The sequence below is a fragment of the Paenibacillus sp. UNC499MF genome, from assembly GCF_900107975.1.
Classification (GTDB): Bacteria; Bacillota; Bacilli; order Paenibacillales; family NBRC-103111; genus Paenibacillus_F.
The window spans coordinates 759,870-778,494 of the sequence record NZ_FNVF01000001.1; the positions used below are offsets into that span (position 1 = coordinate 759,870).

20 protein-coding genes and 2 riboswitches are annotated in these 18,625 nt (G+C 53.7%); of the genes, 15 read left to right on the forward strand and 5 right to left on the reverse strand.

Going from position 1 to position 18,625, the window contains the following annotated elements; translation table 11 throughout:
• Window positions 1–14 precede the first annotated feature (14 nt).
• On the reverse strand, window positions 15–332 hold the full coding sequence (locus C4S74_RS03485) for a hypothetical protein (RefSeq protein WP_103993950.1): 318 nt from the start codon (window positions 330–332) through the stop codon (window positions 15–17).
• A gap of 212 nt (window positions 333–544) precedes the next feature.
• On the opposite strand from C4S74_RS03485, the gene C4S74_RS26355 reads away from it, so the two are divergent.
• From C4S74_RS26355 to C4S74_RS03520, 8 genes are all read left to right on the forward strand, one after another.
• Window positions 545–682 (forward strand): hypothetical protein, encoded by a 138-nt coding sequence (locus C4S74_RS26355; RefSeq protein ID WP_181024285.1) that lies wholly within the window; start codon window positions 545–547, stop codon window positions 680–682.
• Window positions 683–913: 231 nt separating this feature from the next.
• Window positions 914–1,762: a patatin family protein gene (locus C4S74_RS03490; RefSeq protein ID WP_103993951.1), complete on the forward strand. Its 849-nt coding sequence runs from the start codon at window positions 914–916 to the stop codon at window positions 1,760–1,762.
• 75 nt (window positions 1,763–1,837) lie between these two features.
• Window positions 1,838–1,950: riboswitch (TPP riboswitch) on the forward strand.
• Window positions 1,951–2,021: 71 nt separating this feature from the next.
• Window positions 2,022–3,059, forward strand: a complete 1,038-nt coding sequence (locus C4S74_RS03495) for an ABC transporter substrate-binding protein (RefSeq protein ID WP_103993952.1) — start codon at window positions 2,022–2,024, stop codon at window positions 3,057–3,059.
• A gap of 82 nt (window positions 3,060–3,141) precedes the next feature.
• Window positions 3,142–3,435, forward strand: coding sequence for an MTH1187 family thiamine-binding protein (locus C4S74_RS03500; protein ID WP_103993953.1), 294 nt, complete (start codon window positions 3,142–3,144; stop codon window positions 3,433–3,435).
• On the forward strand, window positions 3,432–4,193 hold the full coding sequence (locus C4S74_RS03505; RefSeq protein ID WP_103993954.1) for an ABC transporter permease: 762 nt from the start codon (window positions 3,432–3,434) through the stop codon (window positions 4,191–4,193). Before C4S74_RS03500 ends, C4S74_RS03505 begins: the two co-directional genes overlap by 4 nt.
• A gap of 13 nt (window positions 4,194–4,206) precedes the next feature.
• Window positions 4,207–4,974, forward strand: a complete 768-nt coding sequence (locus C4S74_RS03510; RefSeq protein WP_103993955.1) for an ABC transporter ATP-binding protein — start codon at window positions 4,207–4,209, stop codon at window positions 4,972–4,974.
• 79 nt (window positions 4,975–5,053) lie between these two features.
• Entirely contained in the window at window positions 5,054–6,118 is a 1,065-nt protein-coding gene (locus C4S74_RS03515) for a TatD family hydrolase (RefSeq protein ID WP_258042357.1), read from the forward strand.
• A gap of 32 nt (window positions 6,119–6,150) precedes the next feature.
• Complete coding sequence (locus C4S74_RS03520; RefSeq protein WP_103993956.1) at window positions 6,151–6,723, forward strand: DNA-3-methyladenine glycosylase I; 573 nt, start codon at window positions 6,151–6,153, stop codon at window positions 6,721–6,723.
• A gap of 185 nt (window positions 6,724–6,908) precedes the next feature.
• Here C4S74_RS03520 and C4S74_RS03525 read toward each other — a convergent pair whose 3' ends face one another.
• Window positions 6,909–7,208, reverse strand: a complete 300-nt coding sequence (locus C4S74_RS03525) for a hypothetical protein (protein ID WP_103993957.1) — start codon at window positions 7,206–7,208, stop codon at window positions 6,909–6,911.
• Between the two features lie 442 nt (window positions 7,209–7,650).
• Here C4S74_RS03525 and gnd point away from each other — a divergent pair, with 442 nt between their 5' ends.
• The 6 genes from gnd to C4S74_RS03555 all read left to right on the forward strand — a co-directional run bounded on the left by gnd (window position 7,651) and on the right by C4S74_RS03555 (window position 14,755).
• On the forward strand, window positions 7,651–8,553 hold the full coding sequence (gnd, locus tag C4S74_RS03530) for a phosphogluconate dehydrogenase (NAD(+)-dependent, decarboxylating) (RefSeq protein WP_103993958.1): 903 nt from the start codon (window positions 7,651–7,653) through the stop codon (window positions 8,551–8,553).
• Window positions 8,554–8,744: 191 nt separating this feature from the next.
• On the forward strand, window positions 8,745–9,419 hold the full coding sequence (locus C4S74_RS03535) for a GntR family transcriptional regulator (RefSeq protein ID WP_103993959.1): 675 nt from the start codon (window positions 8,745–8,747) through the stop codon (window positions 9,417–9,419).
• A gap of 147 nt (window positions 9,420–9,566) precedes the next feature.
• Window positions 9,567–10,928, forward strand: coding sequence for a GntP family permease (locus C4S74_RS03540; protein WP_103993960.1), 1,362 nt, complete (start codon window positions 9,567–9,569; stop codon window positions 10,926–10,928).
• 76 nt (window positions 10,929–11,004) lie between these two features.
• Entirely contained in the window at window positions 11,005–12,555 is a 1,551-nt protein-coding gene (gene gntK, locus C4S74_RS03545; protein ID WP_103993961.1) for a gluconokinase, read from the forward strand.
• A 231-nt stretch (window positions 12,556–12,786) separates the two neighbouring features.
• Window positions 12,787–13,848 carry a Gfo/Idh/MocA family protein gene (locus C4S74_RS03550; protein ID WP_103993962.1) on the forward strand — a complete coding sequence of 354 codons (1,062 nt, stop codon included), beginning with the start codon at window positions 12,787–12,789 and terminating at the stop codon, window positions 13,846–13,848.
• Between the two features lie 28 nt (window positions 13,849–13,876).
• Entirely contained in the window at window positions 13,877–14,755 is an 879-nt protein-coding gene (locus C4S74_RS03555; RefSeq protein ID WP_103993963.1) for a sugar phosphate isomerase/epimerase, read from the forward strand.
• A gap of 75 nt (window positions 14,756–14,830) precedes the next feature.
• On the opposite strand, the gene C4S74_RS03560 is transcribed toward C4S74_RS03555, so the two are convergent.
• The 3 genes from C4S74_RS03560 to C4S74_RS03570 are packed head-to-tail and all read right to left on the reverse strand — an operon-like array spanning window position 14,831 to window position 17,392.
• On the reverse strand, window positions 14,831–15,682 hold the full coding sequence (locus C4S74_RS03560; RefSeq protein WP_103993964.1) for a MetQ/NlpA family ABC transporter substrate-binding protein: 852 nt from the start codon (window positions 15,680–15,682) through the stop codon (window positions 14,831–14,833).
• A gap of 35 nt (window positions 15,683–15,717) precedes the next feature.
• Window positions 15,718–16,377 (reverse strand): methionine ABC transporter permease, encoded by a 660-nt coding sequence (locus C4S74_RS03565; RefSeq protein WP_103993965.1) that lies wholly within the window; start codon window positions 16,375–16,377, stop codon window positions 15,718–15,720.
• Window positions 16,364–17,392 (reverse strand): methionine ABC transporter ATP-binding protein, encoded by a 1,029-nt coding sequence (locus C4S74_RS03570; RefSeq protein WP_103994262.1) that lies wholly within the window; start codon window positions 17,390–17,392, stop codon window positions 16,364–16,366. Before C4S74_RS03570 ends, C4S74_RS03565 begins: the two co-directional genes overlap by 14 nt.
• A gap of 82 nt (window positions 17,393–17,474) precedes the next feature.
• Window positions 17,475–17,595: riboswitch (SAM riboswitch) on the reverse strand.
• 127 nt (window positions 17,596–17,722) lie between these two features.
• Here C4S74_RS03570 and C4S74_RS03575 point away from each other — a divergent pair.
• Window positions 17,723–18,502, forward strand: a complete 780-nt coding sequence (locus C4S74_RS03575; protein WP_103993966.1) for an alpha/beta hydrolase family protein — start codon at window positions 17,723–17,725, stop codon at window positions 18,500–18,502.
• Window positions 18,503–18,625 lie beyond the last annotated feature (123 nt).

The following is an 18,625-nucleotide window of genomic DNA, read 5'->3' on the forward strand; positions in this document are numbered from 1 at the left end:
TTTCGGAGCGTAAATCACCGGACTTGCTTCGGCGTGTGGTAATGATCTTCGTTTGCTTCCAAGTCCTGCTTGGCCTGGTGAAGCTGTTCGATCGTCTGCTGGAGCTGCTGGCCGTACTGATCCCCGTCGAACGAAGAGATTTGGGCTTCCGCTTCGGCTACCTGCCGCTTGGCGGAACCCAGTTTGGCCTGCGCCCGCTGGATCGCATTCGGATCGGCCTGTGTAATGGCCCCCTGAAGCTCGTGCTCCGCTTCCTGCGCCGCCAGAATGGCCGCGTCCGCCGCCTCGACGGCATGCCGGATAAACTGCTGGTGCTGCTGACTTTCTACCATGCGTGAACAACCTCCTTTTTCTATACGATGTACATTCTCGGGCAGATTCATTCGGTTATTTCCCGGAGCGGAACTATTTCCTGGGCAAGCGCAAATTTCGACACAATATTCTGAATATTCAAATGAGATCTTCAGTTCATGGACGACCCGTTATGGAGTGACGTGATTTGGGCATCCTACGAAAGATAACGACAGCGGAGGTGAATGTGCAAATGCCTTTCAATAAATCGACCAAAATCGACGACAAACAGAACAAAAGCCGGCTGAAAGCGGAAGCCGTGACCTTAAATTCGCGCAAAGCGTCGGAGTATCCGCCGAACTTAAACGAAATTAATAAAAATGAATCGTAGTATGTCAGGCTGAATCGAAGCTCATGTTCACTGGTTTAAAAGGACGCTGTTCCCGCTGAGGACAGCGTTTTATTTTTACTTGCAGGAAAGCGGATTTGTCAGGGAAAGCACGGGACTGCCTACAAACCCGGGAAAATCCCGGTAAAATCAGGATGGGCGCCGTTTTGTTTAGCGGTAAAATTGTAGTATGCTAATCATAATGGAACGAGAGATATATGGGGAGGGGCGGAAATGGCTTCACTTGGTTTGGTGCTTGAGGGTGGAGGAATGCGCGGCGTTTATACCGCGGGTGTCCTTGAGTATTTAATGGAGAAGGAATGGTATGTTCCTTACGTAATCGGCGTTTCTGCCGGCGCATGCAATGCGGCATCGTATCTTTCCCGGCAGCCCGGGCGCAACAAGAAAGTGACGATCGGTTACATTACCGACCGCAGATATATCAGTTACCGCAATCTGTTCCGCGAAAAGAGCATCTTCGGAATGGATTTTATCTTCAACGAGATTCCGAATAACCTGGTTCCTTTCGATTTTCAGACGTTTTACGGGGAAAGTCATGAACTTGTGATCGGAACGACGGATGCCGTAAGCGGAGAAGCTGTCTTTTTCCGCAAAAACGAAGCGCCCGAAATGTCGCTTTCGCTTATCCGGGCATCAAGCTCGCTTCCGTTCGTTTCCCAGCCGGTGCTGTATCAGGAGAGAACGCTGTTTGACGGCGGAATCACGGCGCCCATTCCGATTCATCAGTCGATAAAAGACGGGAACGAACGCAATATCGTGGTGCTTACCCGTCCGAAGGGTTACCGGAAGAAACCGTTCAAGCAGCAGTGGCTGGCCCAGCGGTTTTATCCGGCTTATCCCGGCCTTGTCCGCGCTATGGTGGAACGCAGCCTCGTATACAACCGGACGCTGGATGAAATCGAGCGGCTGGAGCGGGAAGGCAAAGTCATCGTGATCCGGCCCTCGGCCCCGTTCAAGGTAGGGCGGATGGAGAAGGATTCATCCAAGCTGGAAGCCCTGCACGATCTGGGCTACAAAGATGCCGCGGAAGCGAAGGGGAAATTGCGGGAGTGGCTGTCTTAGCGGACAAGGTGATGACCATCATCTGGACAAATGGGGGCCGTATGCTATAATAGACCCAGAAATGCACGACAACCGAATAAGACGCAGGGGTGCTGGAATCGGCCGGCTGAGATTGTATCCCATAAAGATACTGACCCTTACACCTGATCTGGATAATGCCAGCGTAGGAAACCGTACGGATACTACCCGACTTTATGTGCGCTCCCGATCAGGGGGCGCTTTTTGATTTGTCTGCGGATAAAGAAGGGGAGAGAAGACCATGAAGCGGGTTATACGTACAACAGCGCTTGCCGCGGCTTTTGCCGTTGCGCTTGCCGGATGCGGCAAATCAGGGGGAACCGAAGGAGGGCAATCGTCGCCGGGAGCGGCGCAGACGCCTGCCGCGGTTCAGAAAACGGATATCAAGATCGTTCTGGACTGGTCTCCGAATACGAATCATACGGGCCTTTACGTTGCCAAAGCCAAAGGCTATTTTGCGGAAAAAGGGTTGAATGTCGACATCATCCAGCCGGGAGCGGGAGGCGCGGACGCGATGGTCGCTTCGGGTGCCGCGGATTTCGGCGTAAGCTACCAGGAAGGCATTACGCAGGCCCGTACGCAAAGCGTGCCGATCGTATCCATTGCGGCGATTATCCAGCACAATACGTCGGGTTTCGCATCTCCGGCCGCTAAAAATATCAAGAAGCCTAAAGATTTCGAAGGCAAAACATACGGCGGATGGGGATCTCCGGCCGAAAATGCCATGATCGACTCGCTGATGCAGACCGAGAAGGCCGACCCGTCGAAGGTGAAAATCGTCAATATGGGCGACGCGGACTTCTTCACTGCAGTGAAACGCGATATCGATTTCGCCTGGATTTATTACGGATGGACGGGCATTGAATCCGAGCTTCGTAAAGAGCCGTTAAATATGGTTTATTTGACCGATTATTCGAAACAGCTCGATTACTATACACCTGTTCTCGCCACCAGCGAAAAAGTGATTCAAGAAAAGCCCGAACTCGTGAAATCGTTCCTGGAGGCGGCTTCTAAAGGCTACCAGTTCGCGATCGATAAGCCCGAAGAGGCGGCCGGCGTTCTGTCGGAAGCGGTCCCCGAACTGGACAAAAACCTCGTGCTCGCGAGCCAGAAATGGCTGAGCCCGAAATATAAAGACGATGCTCCGCGTTGGGGCGAGCAGAAAAAAGAAGTATGGGAAAACTACGCGAAATGGATGCTCGATCATAAGCTTCTGGAGAAAAGCCTGGAAGCCGACAAAGCTTTCACGAATGACTTTTTGCCGGCTGCCGGCAAGTAATGTCCGGGACGGACACCTCGTCCGTCCGGCATTCTTTCATACATAATGCCGATCTGTAAAAGTCGGCCGGGAGGACTATCTTATGGCTAATGCACTCGTCAGTATTCAAATTATCCCGAAGACGAAAAACGGGGAAGACGTGATCCCCTATGTGGACCGCGCAATCGAAGTCATTCAGCAGTCCGGCGTCAAGCATGAGGTTCATCCGCTGGAAACGACGATGGAAGGCGATTTGAACGAACTGCTGGACGTGATCCGGAACATGAACGAAGCGATGATCGAGTTCGGCAGCCCCAATGTCATCTCGCAAGTGAAGATCTATTTTAATCCCGAGGGCGCTTCGATGGACAAGCTGACGGAGAAATACCGTCCATGATCCGTTCCTTATGGAAGAAAGGATGGCCGCCTTTACTGACGGCCATCCTTCTGCTGCTTTTATGGCAGCTTGGCGTCACTTGGGCCGGTACGCCGGCCTGGAGGCTTCCGGCGCCCCTGCAGATCGTGGAGGAAGGCATCCGGCAGGCGCCCCTGCTGGGCAAGCACGTAAGCTTTACGGTCTCCATCACGCTGCTGGGCTTTGCCATCGGATCGGTGCTGGGACTGATCATCGCCTGCCTGCTGCATGTAATCCCCGGAATGAAAGCGGCCTTCTATCCGCTGCTGGTTTTGTCCCAGAACGTTCCGACGATCGCGCTGGCGCCGCTCTTGATGATCTGGTTCGGTTTCGGACTGCTGCCGAAGCTTATCGTTATTACGCTTGTCTGTTTTTTTCCGGTAACGGTTGCGGCGCTCGGAGGGCTGTCGAATCCCGATCCGGGCATGCACCGTTATCTGGAAATGATCGGAGCGCGGCGCAGCCAGCTGTTCTGGAAGCTGGAGCTGCCTTACGCGCTGCCGTCCGTCTTTTCGGGGCTGAAAATTTCCGCCACTTACAGCGTCATGGGCGGAGTTATCGCCGAATGGCTCGGTTCCGATAAAGGAATCGGCGTTTTTATGCTGCTGGCCAAGTCATCCTTCCGCACGGACCGCGTGTTCGTGGCCATCTTCCTTATTGTCGTTCTGAGTCTCCTTCTGTTCGGAGCCATCGTGCTGCTGGAAAAATGGACCGTCCGCTGGAAGCACGATAAACATTAGGAGGAATGAAACGATGAAAAAATTGGAGCTAAAAGAAATTTCGAAGTCGTTCTCCACAGGCGGAAGCGATACGAAAATTCTTAACGGGATTAACCTTCATGTGAACGAAGGCGAATTTGTCTCGCTGATCGGTCCTTCCGGAAGCGGGAAAACGACGCTGTTTCATCTTATAGGAGGACTGATCCGGCCGTCGTCGGGACAAATTTATATGGAAGGCCAAGACGTGACCGGCCGTAAAGGGCTCGTCAGCTATATGCCCCAGCAGGCGTCTTTGTTTCCATGGAGGAATGTGGAAGAGAACGTGATCATGGCCCGGGAAACGGCGGGACTGCCAAAAGCGGAGTCGCTGGCTCTTGCGAGGGAATGGCTGGCTAAAGTAGGGCTCCAAGGTTATGAAAAGGAGCATCCCCACGTCTTGTCCGGCGGAATGCAGCAGCGCGTCTCGTTTCTGCGGGCTCTGCTCAGTCCCCGGGAGCTGATGTGCCTCGATGAACCGTTCGGTGCGCTGGACGCGTTGACGCGTGAAGACATGCAGCACTGGCTGCTTAAGATATGGGAACAGAATAAGCGATCCGTCCTGTTCATTACACACAGTCTGGAAGAGGCTCTGCTGCTGTCGGACCGCATTTATCTGTTATCGGATAAACCGACAAGGGTCGAAAGGGAAGTTATCGTTCCTTTCGAACGCCCGCGGGCGCTCACGATTACGGAAGACCCTGCGTTTATCTCGATGAAAAGAGAAATGATCAATTTGATGAAGTCCGTAGGAAGCGGAAGCTGAAACATTGGCTCCCGCTGCCTGCGGGCTATCTTGTATAGGGGGGCGTCACGAAATCGACCCCCGGAGCGGAGGCTGCGGCATGAAGGAAACGGAGGTTGAATCGATGAAGGAACCGATACAAGAAGCGACAACGGACACGGCAACGAACACGGCAACGAACACGGCAATGGACACGACAATGGAGCAAATAAGGGAACCGTTAAAAGAACCCGAATTTATAAGAGAATCGGTAACGGACCAGATAATAGATCCGATAGAGGGAGCAACGGAGGAGCCGGGGGTTGAGACGAACAGGAGCGCAGCCTTGGAAGACAGCCAGGCGCTTAATCCCGACGAACTCCGTTACATCGATGCTCATATCCACCTGGAACAGTATGGGGAGCGAGAGCTGGATTTGATTTTCCAGGATATTGCGGACGATATTCCCGTCTCCATGCTGCTTGCCGTGTCCATGAATCTGGCTTCTTGCGAGAGAACCCGCCTGCTGCACCGCCGGTATCCCGGCATTGTCCGGCCCGCCTACGGATTTCATCCGGAGCAGCCGCTTCCTTCGGCGGATGAGCTTGCGGAGCTTCTCGGCTGGATTGAGGAGACCGTTCACGAGGCCGTGGCTGTAGGGGAAATCGGTCTCCCTTATTACATGCGGACGGAAGCGGAGAAGGCCGGCCAGCCATTTTATCTGCAGCCCTATGTGGATTTGCTGGAGCGCTTTATTGCTTTTGCCGCTAAACATAACAAGCCGGTCGCTTTGCACGCCGTTTACGAGGACGCAGACCTCGTGCTTGACCTTTTGGAGAGGTACGATATAGAACGCGCTCATTTTCACTGGTTTAAGGGTTCTGAAAAAACAGTCGAACGTATGATCGGTTTAGGGTATTATATATCTATAACCCCGGATATCTCCTATGAAGAGGAAATCAGGCAGCTGGCGGCCCGTTATCCGCTGGAGCTGATAATGGCCGAAACGGACGGTCCGTGGCCGTTCGAAGGACCTTATAACGGCAGGATGACACACCCGTTGATGGTGGCCGACGTCGTACGGCATATTGCGGGGATTAAATCGGTCAAGCTAGAAGATGCAGCTGCTCAAGTTTACAAAAACACCTGCACCTTCTATAGGTTGCAGCCGCAGTCTTCCGGATGACAGATCTTACAGAAACGGGAGGGTACATACAAATGGAACTTACACGATGCGGCTGGGTTAACCAGGACCCGCTCTACGTGAATTATCACGATCAAGAATGGGGAGTCCCGCAGAGGGACGACCGGAAGCTGTTTGAGATGCTGTGTCTCGAAGGAGCGCAGGCGGGTCTAAGCTGGTACACGGTACTTAAGAAGAGGGAGCACTACAGGAATGTGTATGACGGTTTCGATGCGGAGAAAATGGCGGAGTACGGCGAGGACAAGCTGGCCGAGCTGCTGCAGGATCCGGGAATCATTCGAAACCGGCTGAAAGTCGGCGCGTTTGTCCGCAATGCGCAGGCTTTTCTGAAAATCAGGGAGAAAACGGGCAGCTTTGCCGACTATATCTGGAGTTTTGTGGACGGGCAGGCCGTGCAGAACCATTGGAGTTCGCTGCAAGAAGTACCTGCCAGTACACCTCAATCGGATGCGATGAGCAAGGCGCTTAAAAAAGAAGGATTTACTTTCGTAGGCACAACGATCTGCTACGCGTACATGCAGGCAACGGGACTGGTCAACGATCACTTGACGACATGTATATGTCATCCGTCCAACCGAAATAAATAGGACGTTCCAAAGCGGGCTGAGTACATGGTGCTCGGGTCACATAACGGTGGCGATGCAGGGTAAAGGCCGGGTTAAAAGAGGAATCATGCATAGTTTGGGAGGATCAGGCCAAAATAGGAGAAGAAAAAGGGAACCTTTAAAGCGGGGTTCCCTTTTGGTTTGTAAAGAGGGGATAGGCGGGCGGTTCAGGCGTACATCAGGATCTTCTCCTGCAGGCTCGAACGGATAAATTCGATGCGCTTGCGGATATAAAAATCGAGTGCCGCGCCTTTAAGCTCTCGGGGAGAAACTCGTGTGTCTGTATCGTTATCTATAATGGTGACGGAGCCGTCATCAAAAAATTTAAAAGTCAAGTCATCCCATTGAGCATTCGCTTCGCCCAGCAGGTCGTCGATCTGCCATGAATGCAGAGCCTCTGTATCATTCAACATTTTCTGAAACCAAAAATCGCGTTCGATGAAGCGGACATTTTTCCACAGACTCACAGCAAAACCCTCCTTGGGGTCGCATACGATAGTATGCGAACGAATGTTTGTTTTTAGTATACCAAACGTTCGTTCCCGTGTGAAGTAGTTTTGCCATATTTTTTCTGAAAATGGCAATCATTTTCGTGAAAACCCGTCATTTTTTAACCGGAAGCGGGAATAATAGGGCAAACGAAGGCTCCGGGCAATTGGAAATTATCCAAAAGGCTGTACAAAATGCGCTTAAACAGGAGCAAAAAGACGCAGAATAAAGAAAACGGGGTATTTGAAGATATTCACCCCGTATCAATAAGGAATTATTTTCTATATAAGAAAGCGGAATAAAAGAACATTATTCCGTTATATAGAGCGCTTACAAAAAGAGTGTTTACAGAATCCGCGAACGGAGTTATGATAAAAACATATCTTGTATACAAGTATACCAGAAGGGGAAATTGACATCATGAGAATTGGTATGATCGGTCTCGGTAAAATGGGTTACAATCTCGTTCAAAATTTGCTCCGTCACGGGCATGAGGCAGTCGTATTCGATAAAGATCCCGCTCCGGGAAAGCGGCTCGCCGAGCTTGGCGCAGCAGCATCGGAAAACCTGGAGGAACTGGTTGCGAGCCTTCCCGCTCCGAGAACGGTGTGGATGATGGTTCCGGCTGGGAAAATCGTCGACAGCGTAATCGATTCTCTGCTTCCGCTTCTCCAAGCGGGCGACGTGCTTATCGACGGAGGAAATTCCCACTATAAAGAGTCTGTGGAGCGCTCCGAAAAGCTCGCCGCACAAGGAATTCATTACATGGATGTCGGAACTTCCGGAGGAACGGAAGGAGCCGAGCACGGCGGCTGTTTCATGATCGGGGGAGACAAGGAAGCGTTCGGTAAAATCGAGCCTCTGTTCCGCGACATGGCCGTTGATAAAGGGTATTTGTACGCCGGAAAGAGCGGTTCGGGCCATTTCCTTAAAATGGTTCATAACGGAATCGAATACGGGATGATGCAGGCGATCGCGGAAGGCTTCGAAGTGCTGGACAAAAGCGGCTTCGACTTCGATTACGAGAAGGTAGCGGAAGTATGGTCGAACGGCTCCGTTATCCGGGGCTGGCTGATCGAGCTGGCCGGACAGGCTTTCTCCAAAGATCCCAAGCTCGAAGGAATCCGTGGGGTTATGCAGAGCTCGGGCGAGGGCAAATGGACCGTGGAGACCGCACTGGATCTCGGGGCGAACGCGCCGGTTATCGCGATGTCCTTGTTCATGCGCTACCGGTCGCTGGAAACGGACACGTTCCACGGCAAAGTCGTGGCCGCGCTGCGCAATGAATTCGGCGGACATGCCGTGGTCCGAAGCGGGGATTGATCTCAATACCCGCCGGATACCCGCCGGCCGGACAACGGACCGGAAGCTTCTCCGGCATGGATGCTCCGGCTGAAGATGTGCTACAATTGACGTGACTTTGAAGGCGGGAAGAGGATTCCTTCGGGACTGCTTTTCAACCGCCGGACAAGGTCAGCGTACGTTCAGCCCATCGGTAAGGAGAGTTGTGCATTATGCGTTATCCGTCCGCGTGGCTCAGAGGCGTTTCATTGGGAGAGTCCATCGCCAGCGAGTTAAGACTGCAAATTATTAGCGGGAGCATCAAACCCGGTGAAGTGATTTCCGAAAACCGCGTCGCATCCGACTTCGGCACAAGCCGTTCGCCTGTCCGTGAGGCTCTGAAAGCGTTATCCAACGAAGGACTGATCCGGCTGGAACGCATGGGAGCCGTCGTGCTGGGGCTTAGCCAGACGGATGTGCAGGAGTTATACGATGTCCGTTTTATTATCGAAAGTTTCGTGCAGGACCGGCTTGCCAAAGCCAATCAGGCTTCGCTGATCGGTAAACTGAACCAGATTATCGACAGGATGGAGCTGGCTGTAAAACATGGCGATCCTGAGGATTTCGCCTTTCAGGACATCACGTTTCACGAGACGATTATCGAAGCGGCTCGTCATAAAAGGGTGCTGCATTTGTGGACCAGCATCCGGCAGATCGTCATCACGGTTCTTCTGATTACAACGGATGAAATTTTTTCGCAGGGAGAAGACAAGCTCCTGGAAGTCATCGAGAAACACCGCGCTATCGTGAGGGGTCTCGAAACCCATGATCCCGCTGTTATCGGGCAAGTGGTCCGCAATTATTTCGCCGATTCCCGGCAAACTCTTGAAACCAGTTTACCTTCCTGATAGGCGGGTGAAGGTGTAAGCGACCGGTAGAACGGCGCTTGCGCACAAATAAACTTGTCGACAGGTATACAACATAAATGTTTGATCGAAAACCGAATGAAAGCGCTATTAGGCGATAAAATTTTGAATTTCACCTGGAGGTCAGTCATGAACAGCATTTTCGGACTTAGTCATTCCGTCACTCTATTAGTCTGGACTCTGATATCGATCGTGTTTTTAGTGGTGTTTATCGCTAAATTCAAATGGAATCCGTTTGTTACCCTCATTATATCGGCGCTTATGCTCGGCCTTCTGTCCGGAATGAAAGCGCAGGACGTCATTAAGGCGGTCACCGGAGGGCTGGGCGGCACGCTGGGCACGATCGCGATCGTCATCGCGCTGGGCACCATGCTCGGCAAAATGATGGCGGAATCCGGCGGCGCCGAAAAAATCGCGACGACTCTGGTCGACCGGTTCGGTGAAAAACGTGTCCACTGGGCCATGATGGTTGTCGGCTTTATCGTCGGGATTCCCGTGTTTTTTGAAGTGGGTCTGATTTTGCTCATCCCGATCGTCTTTACGGTAGCACGCAAAACGAAAATGCCGCTTTTGCAGATCGGGATTCCGATTCTGGCCGGTCTTTCGACGGTTCACGGCCTTGTGCCGCCACATCCGGCGCCGATGATCGCCATTGATGCGTACAAGGCGGATTTGGGCAAAACGATTCTTTACTCGCTGCTGATCGGATTGCCGACGGCGATTATTGCCGGACCTCTGTTCGGTAAATTTATCGGGAAACGGATTCAAGCCGAACCGCCGGCCAAATTGGCCGAACAATTTGCCGTCAGCGAAAACCGGAATTTGCCGGGCTTCGGCATTACGCTGTTTACGATTCTCCTGCCGGTCATTCTCATGCTGATCGGTTCCGTTGCCAACATTGTCGATCCGAAAGGCACAAGCAGCCTGACTGTTTTCTCCGAATTCATCGGGCATGAAATTATCGCGCTGCTGATCGCCGTCGTCTTTTCGTTCTTCTCGCTCGGCTTTGCCCGCGGCTTCAAAAAAGAAGATATCTCTCGCTTCACCAGCGAATGTCTGGCGCCGACGGCGACCATTATTCTGATCATCGGCGGGGGCGGCGCGTTCAAGCAGGTTCTGATCAGCAGCGGCGTGGGGGCGGCCATAGCAGAATTCGCCACCCAGGCTAACGTGAACGTGATCCTGTTCGCTTGGCTCGTAGCCGCGCTTATCCGGGTGGCCACGGGTTCCGCAACGGTAGCGATGACTACCGCAGCCGGCATTGTCGCGCCGGTGCTCGCGCTCACGCCGGGCGCTAACCTGGAGCTTGTCGTCCTTGCGACGGGCGCGGGTTCCATCGTCCTCTCCCACGTCAACGACGCCGGGTTCTGGATGGTGAAAGAATTTTTCAACCTGTCCGTTCCGCAGACTTTGAAATCCTGGACGGTCATGGAAACGCTGCTGTCGGTGATCGGTCTCGCCTTTATTATGATTCTGAGTGTTTTTGTTTAAGGAACGTTCCGCAGACAGCCCGGACAGGCACCTACGTCCGGGCCGTCAGTCTTAACAGAGAAAGAAGGAGTAGGAAATGAACAGCATGACCCGCTATATGATCGGAGTCGATATCGGAACAACGAGCACTAAAGCGGTGCTTTTCGAAGAAAACGGAAAGGTCGCCGCCAAAGCGGGCGGCGGCTATCCTTTATATACTCCGACCTCATCAACAGCCGAGCAGGACCCGGACGAGATCTTCCAGGCTGTCCTGAAATCGGTGAGAGGCGTCATGGACCAAGCCCGGATACTGCCGGGCGAGGTTCTTTTCGTTTCTTTCAGCTCCGCCATGCACAGCGTGCTTCCCGTAGATCGGGACGGAAAACCGCTGATGCGCTGCCTGACCTGGGCGGATAACCGGAGTGCGGAGTGGTCGGGGCGTCTAAAAAAAGACCTGGGCGGCCACGAGCTATACCTGCGAACGGGCACGCCGGTCCATCCGATGTCGCCGCTCACCAAGCTGATGTGGCTTCGTCACGATCATCCCGAGATTTTCGGCCAAACGGCCAAATTCATTTCGATTAAAGAATACGTATTTGCCAAGCTGTTCGGGACGTATCTCGTCGATCACTCCGTCGCTTCGTCCACGGGCCTTTTCAACCTGCAGGCGCTGGACTGGGACGCGCAGGCGCTTGAGCTTGCCGGGATTACTCCCGACAGGCTGTCCATGCCCGTACCGACGACTCACGTCGTCGAAGGCTTGAACGCGTCTTACGCGGCCGAGATGGGGCTTGCGCCGTCTACGCCGTTTGTCGTCGGAGCAAGCGACGGCGTCCTGTCCAACCTCGGCGTAAACGCGATAGAGCCCGGCGTCGTCGCCGCGACAATCGGGACCAGCGGGGCCATCCGCACGGTCGTGGACCGGCCCGTAACCGATCCCAAAGGGCGCATTTTCTGCTATGCGCTGACGGAATCGTACTGGGTGATCGGGGGGCCGGTCAACAACGGGGGCATGCTGTTCCGCTGGGTGCGCGACGAGCTGGCCGCCTCGGAAGTGGAGGCCGCCAAAAGGCTCGGCATCGACTCCTACGATCTGCTGACCCAGATCGCGGGGCAGGTCCGCCCCGGCTCCGACGGGCTTCTTTTCCATCCTTACTTAAGCGGGGAGAGGGCTCCCCTGTGGAATCCGGATGCGCGCGGTTCTTTCTTCGGCTTGACCCTGCATCACAAAAAGGAGCATATGATCCGCGCGGTGCTGGAAGGAGTCATTTTCAACCTGTACACGGTGCTGCTGGCCATGGAAGAGAAAATCGGACGGCCGGCGCGAATACACGCTACAGGCGGGTTTGCGCGTTCGGCTCTCTGGAGGCAGATGATGGCCGACATTTTCGATCAGGAAGTCATCATTCCCGAAAGCATCGAGAGCTCCTGCCTGGGGGCGGCCGTGCTGGGCTTGTACGCGACGGGCCGGGCCGATTCACTGGGCGTCGTTTCGGGAATGATCGGGGCAACGCATAAGCATGAGCCTGACAAGGCCAGTGCCGGCATTTATCACAAGCTTCTCCCGATCTTCATCGGCTTGTCACGGAAGCTGGAAGAGGAATACTCGGCGATCGCCGCTTTCCAGCAGGAAGTTTTTAAGGCATAAAATGAACCTGTCAGATAGACGGTATAAATCTTCTATAAAATAAAAGCATGACGGAAAATTCCGTTATGCTTTTTTGGTGTAAATAACTATTATTTTGATGTTTGATAAATATATTTAATCAATAGAATTAAAAAAGTGTTCACCACTTCTTCAAATAAGCTTGAAGACGCTTCCTTTTCATGTAAGAATGGAATAGATTCAACCTTATAGATGTGGAGGAGAAGGAGAAGCATGTCAAAACTTAAAATCGGCGTTATTGGCGCCGGCTCGATTTCCGAACTGCATTTCGGCGCGTACGCCAAAAATGAGCAAGTTGAAATTCATGCCGTTTGCGATTTGAACGAAGAGCGGGCCAAAGAGAAAGCTAAACAATACGGTGCTGTGAAAACGTTTACCGATTACAAACAACTTCTGGCCGATCCCGAAATCGATGCCGTCAGCATCTGCACCTGGAACAATACGCACGCGGAGATCAGCAAAGCGGCCGTTGAAGCGGGCAAGCACGTGCTCGTCGAGAAACCGCTGTGCAAAACCGTGGAAGAAGCGCATGCCGTGCAGGAAGCCGTCCGCAAGTCCGGCAAAGTGCTGCAGGTCGGTTTCGTACGCCGCTTCGGCACGAACACGAAGGTTGCGAAACGCTTTATCGATTCCGGCGAGATCGGTTCGGTTTACTATGCCAAAGCTACCGTTCTGAGACGTCTGGGTAATCCCGGCGGTTGGTTTTCGGACGTGGAGCGTTCCGGTGGCGGCCCGGTTATCGACATCGGCGTTCATGTGATCGACCTCTGCTGGTACCTGATGGGCAAACCGAAGGTGAAATCCGTTTCCGCCGTTACATATGACAAGTTAGGCAACCGTTCACATATCGAGAATTTGAGTTTCTATAAAGCCGCGGATTACGATGCGGCAAAAAATACGGTCGAAGACATGGCTTCCGCTTTGATCCGTTTCGAAAACGGCGCGGCGCTGTCCGTTGAAGCCAGCTTCACGCTGCATGCGAAGAAAGACGAAATTTCCGTCAAGCTGTTCGGAGACCAGGGCGGGGCCGAGATCGAGCCGGAACTGATGCTCGTCACTGAGAAGCACAATACGATTCTGAATGCGACGCCTCAGATCGATCATCTGACATTCGACTTCGAAGCGGGCTTCCGCCGCGAAATCGAGCACTTCGTTGACTGCTGCCTGGGCAAGCATGAAACGATTTCACCTGTGGAAGACGGTCTGGAATTGATGAAAATTCTTTGCGGAATTTACGAATCCAGCGCAGCCGGCAAAGAAATTCAAGTAAACTGATTATAGTCGAGGGGAGAACTCCAATATTATGAGTATCCGCGTTCCGAACCCGATCGGGGTTATCGTAGACAGTTTCGGGCTGCCCGTCCGCGAAGGTCTTCAGAAAGCGAAGGATGTCGGCGCCGACGGCGTGCAGATTTATGCCGTTAAGGGCGAGATGTACCCGGACAACCTGACTGCCGCGCAGCGCAAGGAGCTTAAAGCTTATATCGATTCGCTCGGGCTTCAGGTTTCGGCACTCGTAGGCGATTTCGGGGGCCACGGCTTCCAAGTCCGGGCCGATAACAAAGAAAAGATCGAGAAATCGAAGCGCGTTCTGGACCTGGCTCTGGAACTCGGCACCAATATCGTGACGACTCATATCGGGATCGTTCCGTCCGAGAAGGACGACGTTTACGAAGCGATGCAGGAAGCGTGCGAGGAGCTGGGTCAATACGCCAAGAGCGTGGACGCGTACTTCGCGATCGAGACCGGTCCTGAGCCGGCCGCTCACCTGAAGAGCTTCCTGGACACCCTCAGCACGAACGGAGTATCCGTCAACTTCGACCCGGCCAACATGATTATGGTCACGGGCGACGACCCGGTGCAGGGCGTCTATACGCTGAAAGACTATATTGTGCACACGCATGTAAAAGACGGCCTGCGCCATAAAGAATTCGATCCGCGCATCTTGTACGGAGCGGTCGGTTTCGAGCCGATGGCACATGAGCGCATTGCCGAAATGCTCCGCGAGGGCGAGCTGTTCGAGGAGCTGCCGCTCGGAGAAGGCAAGGTCGACTTTGACCGCTATTTCCAGGCGCTCCAGGAAATCGGTTATGAGGGCTACCTGACGATTGAGCGCGAAGTCGGCGACGATCCTGCGGAAGATATCCGTAAGGCCGTCGAATTTATTAAAGCTTACCGCTAAGCCTCAAGACGCCAATAAAAAAACCTTTCCGGCCGGTTATACGGCGGAAAGGTTTTTCGTTCCTGTTCGTCGTTCTTAGAACGCAGGCAGGACGGAGCCTTGGTATTTGTCTTCGATGAATTTCTTCACTTCGGGCGTTTGCAGAGCTTCAATCAGCTTTTGAACAGCCTCGGATTTCGCGTTGTCTTCGCGAGCCGCGACAATGTTGGCATAAGGGGAATCTTTGTCTTCAACGAACAGAGCATCTTTGGCAGGTACGAGCTTCGCTTCAAGCGCATAGTTCGTATTGATCAGGGCAAGATCCACTTCGTCCAGAACACGCGGAAGCATAGCCGCTTCGAGTTCTTTGATTTTGAAATTCTTTTTGTTTTCTACGATATCTTTTGCGGTTCCGGCAATGCCGACGCCTTCTTTCAGCTTGATCAGGCCATTCTTCTCCAGAAGAGCGAGAGCGCGTCCGCCGTTGGAAGGATCGTTCGGGATGGCGATCGTTGCGCCGTCTTTCAGTTCGCCGATCGCTTTCACTTTACGGGAGTAGCCGCCGAACGGCTCGATATGAACAGTGCCTACGCTGACGAGTTTAGCGCCTTTGCTTTTGTTGAACTCTTCCAAATAAGGAAGGTGCTGAAAGAAGTTGGCGTCGAGCTGCTTCTCGTTAAGCTGCGTGTTCGGAAGAACGTAGTCCGTAAACACTTTAATGTCCAGGGTAACGCCTTCCGCTTTCAGTTTCTCTTTAACGGACTCGAGAATTTCGGCGTGCGGTACGGCAGTGGCGCCGACTTTCAATGTAACGGCGGCTTTCTCGCCGGCGCCTGCGCCGGAAGCCGGTGTAGCCGTAGCCGAAGGTTCGGCTTTTTGTTTGCCGCAGGCTGCAAGAGCCGTCAGTGCGACGATTAGAAACAAGACGAGCAGTGAACGTTTTTTCATCAGGGTTTCCTCCTTGGATTGGGTTATCTATCGCATCATTTGCGCGTGAAATAGAGAACGAGACGGTCTCCGATCATCTGCAAAATTTGCACGAGAATAAGCAAAATAACGACGGTTGCGATCATAACTTCCGTCTGGAAACGCTGGTAACCGTAGCGGATCGCCAGGTCACCGAGACCGCCGCCGCCGACCATGCCGGACATGGCCGTGTAGGATACGAGCGTAACGGTGGTGATCGTAATGCCGGCGATAAGGCCGGGAAGAGCTTCCGGCAGCAGGACGCGGCGGACGATCTGGAACCGGCCCGCGCCCATGGACTGGGCGGCTTCGATAATGCCGCGGTCCACCTCGCGCAGAGCCGTCTCGACGAGACGGGCGAAGAAAGGCGCGGCCGCGATAACGAGCGGCGGAATTGTTCCCTTGACGCCGATGGAGGTGCCCACGAGAAGTTTCGTCAGCGGGATCGCGGCGATCATCAGAATGATGAAAGGGAAGGAACGCAGCACGTTAACGATAAACGAGATTACGATGTTGAACGTGCGGTTTTCCAGCAGACTTCCTTTTGAAGTCAGATAGAGCAGCACGCCGATCGGCAGCCCGATTACGAACGTGAACAGGGCCGAAAGGCCGAGCATCATCATCGTGTCGTTCGTCGCGGTACCGATCTCGCTCCAGTCGATTTTAGACCAATCCATTCGAATACACCTCCACATCCAGGCCGTGCTCGCGCAGCAGGCGGATCGTATTCTCCGCCGCATCCCGCGGCCCTTGCAGACGGACGACGAGCTGGCCGTAAGGCGTGTTTTTCATCCGGGAAATGGTTCCCTGAAGGATGGAGAACGTTACGCCTGTCTGCTGGACCGTTCTGGATAAAATCGGCTCGTACGTAGTTTCACCGAGAAAGGTGATTTTCAGCACCGTGCCGTCCTGGGCAGGAATTCCGTCCGCGTCCGGCTTGTCGATTTCAACCGAATCCGCAACCTGTTCGATGAACTGGCGGGTTACGTCGTGCCGCGGCTTCAGGAATACTTCCGCCACCGGCCCCTGCTCCACGATCTGGCCTTCATGAATGACGGCGACGCGGTCGCAGATGGAGCGGATAACCTGCATTTCGTGCGTAATGAGCACGATGGTGATCTTCAGCTTGCGGTTGATATCCAGCAGCAGATTGAGAATGGAATTCGTCGTCTGCGGGTCGAGGGCGGAGGTCGCTTCGTCGCACAGCAGGACATGCGGATTCGTCGCAAGCGCCCGCGCGATGCCGACACGCTGTTTCTGGCCCCCGGACAGCTGGGCGGGGTACTTCTTGCCGTGCTCGGTCAGCCCGACCAGGGCCAGGAGCTCGCTGACGCGGCGCTTCGCTTCCGACTTGGCCGTACCGGCCAGACGAAGCGGGAACGCGATGTTCTCTTCCACTGTGGCGGAGGAGAGGAGATTGAAATGCTGAAAGATCATACCGATCCGGCGGCGCTGATCTTGAAGCTTTTTGGTGCTGAGGGCCGTCAAGTCAACGCCGTCTACGATGACGCTGCCCTCCGTCGGGCGCTCCAGAAGATTGATCGTCCGGAGCAGGGTGCTTTTGCCGGCGCCCGAGTGGCCGATAATGCCGTAAATCTCGCCTTTTTCGATCGTGAGATTAATTTCTTTCAGGGCGTGTGTTGTGCGGGATCCGCTACCGTATTGCTTGCGCAGCTTTCTGATCTCAATCATTGCTTCACCTTCTTTGCTTGAAAAATAAGAAAAAGCCCATTTTGTAAAGACAAAAAGGGCTTTTCCGGTATCGAAAACGACCTTCTCATCTGCCAGAATCCGCCTGGATCCTGAAGGAATTGGCACCATTGTCATCGCGCATATTGCTGCGATCGGTTGCCGGGCTTCGCAGGGCCTTGTCCCTCCGCCACTCTTGATAAGAATCGGTATAGTTATGAGGTTGTCCGAAATGAATCGGTAAAACGACAATTCCGAGTATAACCTATGGTTTTTTTGAAGTCAACGGTTATTTTACCGCAGGTAAATATAAACATTTAGGAGATGTACAGCATGGCTTTCATCCAATGTGATTTTTATTCCGAAGTACTAGGCATGTCCACTTCTGTTCAAGTGATTCTGCCTCAACGGACGACCGGCCAAATCGGGCTGGAGGGCAGCGCGGCGGGCCGCAGGCACCCGACCTTGTATCTGCTGCACGGGTTGTCGGACGACGAATCGATCTGGATGCGAAGAACCGCTATCGAACGGTATGCCGCTCCTCTCGGGCTGGCCGTCGTCATGCCGAATGCGGCGCGCAGCTTTTATACGGACATGGAGAACGGGTACGATTATTGGACATTTCTGTCCGAGGAGCTTCCGCAGCTATGCCGTTCCTTCTTTCCGTTATCGGACCGCCGGGAGGACAACTTCGTGGCCGGATTGTCGATGGGAGGCTACGGAGCTTTCAAATGGGCGCTGAAAAAGCCGGAACAGTTTGCGGCCGCCGCCAGCTTGTCGGGCGTTACTCGGGTGAGTGAGATCGAGCAGCGGTTTCCGCGAGACTTCCGGCTCGTTTTCGGAAACAACCGGGAGCTGCTGGAAGCAAGCGATCTGTTCGGGCTGGCCCGGCATGCGGCGGAGAAGAAGCTGGAGCTGCCGGCGCTTTACCAGTGCTGTGGGACGGATGATTTTCTGTATAAGGAAAATATCGCCTTCCGCGATTACGTGCGCGCTCTGAACATTCCCCTCCTATATGAAGAGGAAAAGGGGAGAATCCACGATTGGAGCTACTGGGATCAACAGATCAGCCGGGTTCTGGATTGGCTTCCGCTCCGGGATCAAGCGGAATAGAGCCGCGTTTCCCTCACTCTGCGGAACTGCCGCAGCACCAAAAAAGCTTCCCCGCCGTATGGTTGGGGAAGCTTTTTTTGTTTCACGCCGGGTTTCACGCCGGGTTTCATGCCGGGTTTCACG

What these genes read in the sequence shown, in the direction of transcription:
- C4S74_RS03565 (WP_103993965.1), bottom strand. Translation starts at nt 16,377, where the DNA reads ATGGATTGGTCTAAAATCGACTGGAGCGAGATCGGTACCGCGACGAAC.
- C4S74_RS03570 (WP_103994262.1), bottom strand. Translation starts at nt 17,392, where the DNA reads ATGATTGAGATCAGAAAGCTGCGCAAGCAATACGGTAGCGGATCCCGC.
- C4S74_RS03485 (WP_103993950.1), bottom strand. Translation starts at nt 332, where the DNA reads ATGGTAGAAAGTCAGCAGCACCAGCAGTTTATCCGGCATGCCGTCGAG.
- C4S74_RS26355 (WP_181024285.1), top strand. Translation starts at nt 545, where the DNA reads ATGCCTTTCAATAAATCGACCAAAATCGACGACAAACAGAACAAAAGC.
- C4S74_RS03505 (WP_103993954.1), top strand. Translation starts at nt 3,432, where the DNA reads ATGATCCGTTCCTTATGGAAGAAAGGATGGCCGCCTTTACTGACGGCC.
- C4S74_RS03500 (WP_103993953.1), top strand. Translation starts at nt 3,142, where the DNA reads ATGGCTAATGCACTCGTCAGTATTCAAATTATCCCGAAGACGAAAAAC.
- C4S74_RS03490 (WP_103993951.1), top strand. Translation starts at nt 914, where the DNA reads ATGGCTTCACTTGGTTTGGTGCTTGAGGGTGGAGGAATGCGCGGCGTT.
- gnd (WP_103993958.1), top strand. Translation starts at nt 7,651, where the DNA reads ATGAGAATTGGTATGATCGGTCTCGGTAAAATGGGTTACAATCTCGTT.
- C4S74_RS03520 (WP_103993956.1), top strand. Translation starts at nt 6,151, where the DNA reads ATGGAACTTACACGATGCGGCTGGGTTAACCAGGACCCGCTCTACGTG.
- gntK (WP_103993961.1), top strand. Translation starts at nt 11,005, where the DNA reads ATGAACAGCATGACCCGCTATATGATCGGAGTCGATATCGGAACAACG.
- C4S74_RS03495 (WP_103993952.1), top strand. Translation starts at nt 2,022, where the DNA reads ATGAAGCGGGTTATACGTACAACAGCGCTTGCCGCGGCTTTTGCCGTT.
- C4S74_RS03555 (WP_103993963.1), top strand. Translation starts at nt 13,877, where the DNA reads ATGAGTATCCGCGTTCCGAACCCGATCGGGGTTATCGTAGACAGTTTC.
- C4S74_RS03540 (WP_103993960.1), top strand. Translation starts at nt 9,567, where the DNA reads ATGAACAGCATTTTCGGACTTAGTCATTCCGTCACTCTATTAGTCTGG.
- C4S74_RS03535 (WP_103993959.1), top strand. Translation starts at nt 8,745, where the DNA reads ATGCGTTATCCGTCCGCGTGGCTCAGAGGCGTTTCATTGGGAGAGTCC.
- C4S74_RS03575 (WP_103993966.1), top strand. Translation starts at nt 17,723, where the DNA reads ATGGCTTTCATCCAATGTGATTTTTATTCCGAAGTACTAGGCATGTCC.
- C4S74_RS03515 (WP_258042357.1), top strand. Translation starts at nt 5,054, where the DNA reads ATGAAGGAAACGGAGGTTGAATCGATGAAGGAACCGATACAAGAAGCG.
- C4S74_RS03550 (WP_103993962.1), top strand. Translation starts at nt 12,787, where the DNA reads ATGTCAAAACTTAAAATCGGCGTTATTGGCGCCGGCTCGATTTCCGAA.
- C4S74_RS03510 (WP_103993955.1), top strand. Translation starts at nt 4,207, where the DNA reads ATGAAAAAATTGGAGCTAAAAGAAATTTCGAAGTCGTTCTCCACAGGC.
- C4S74_RS03560 (WP_103993964.1), bottom strand. Translation starts at nt 15,682, where the DNA reads ATGAAAAAACGTTCACTGCTCGTCTTGTTTCTAATCGTCGCACTGACG.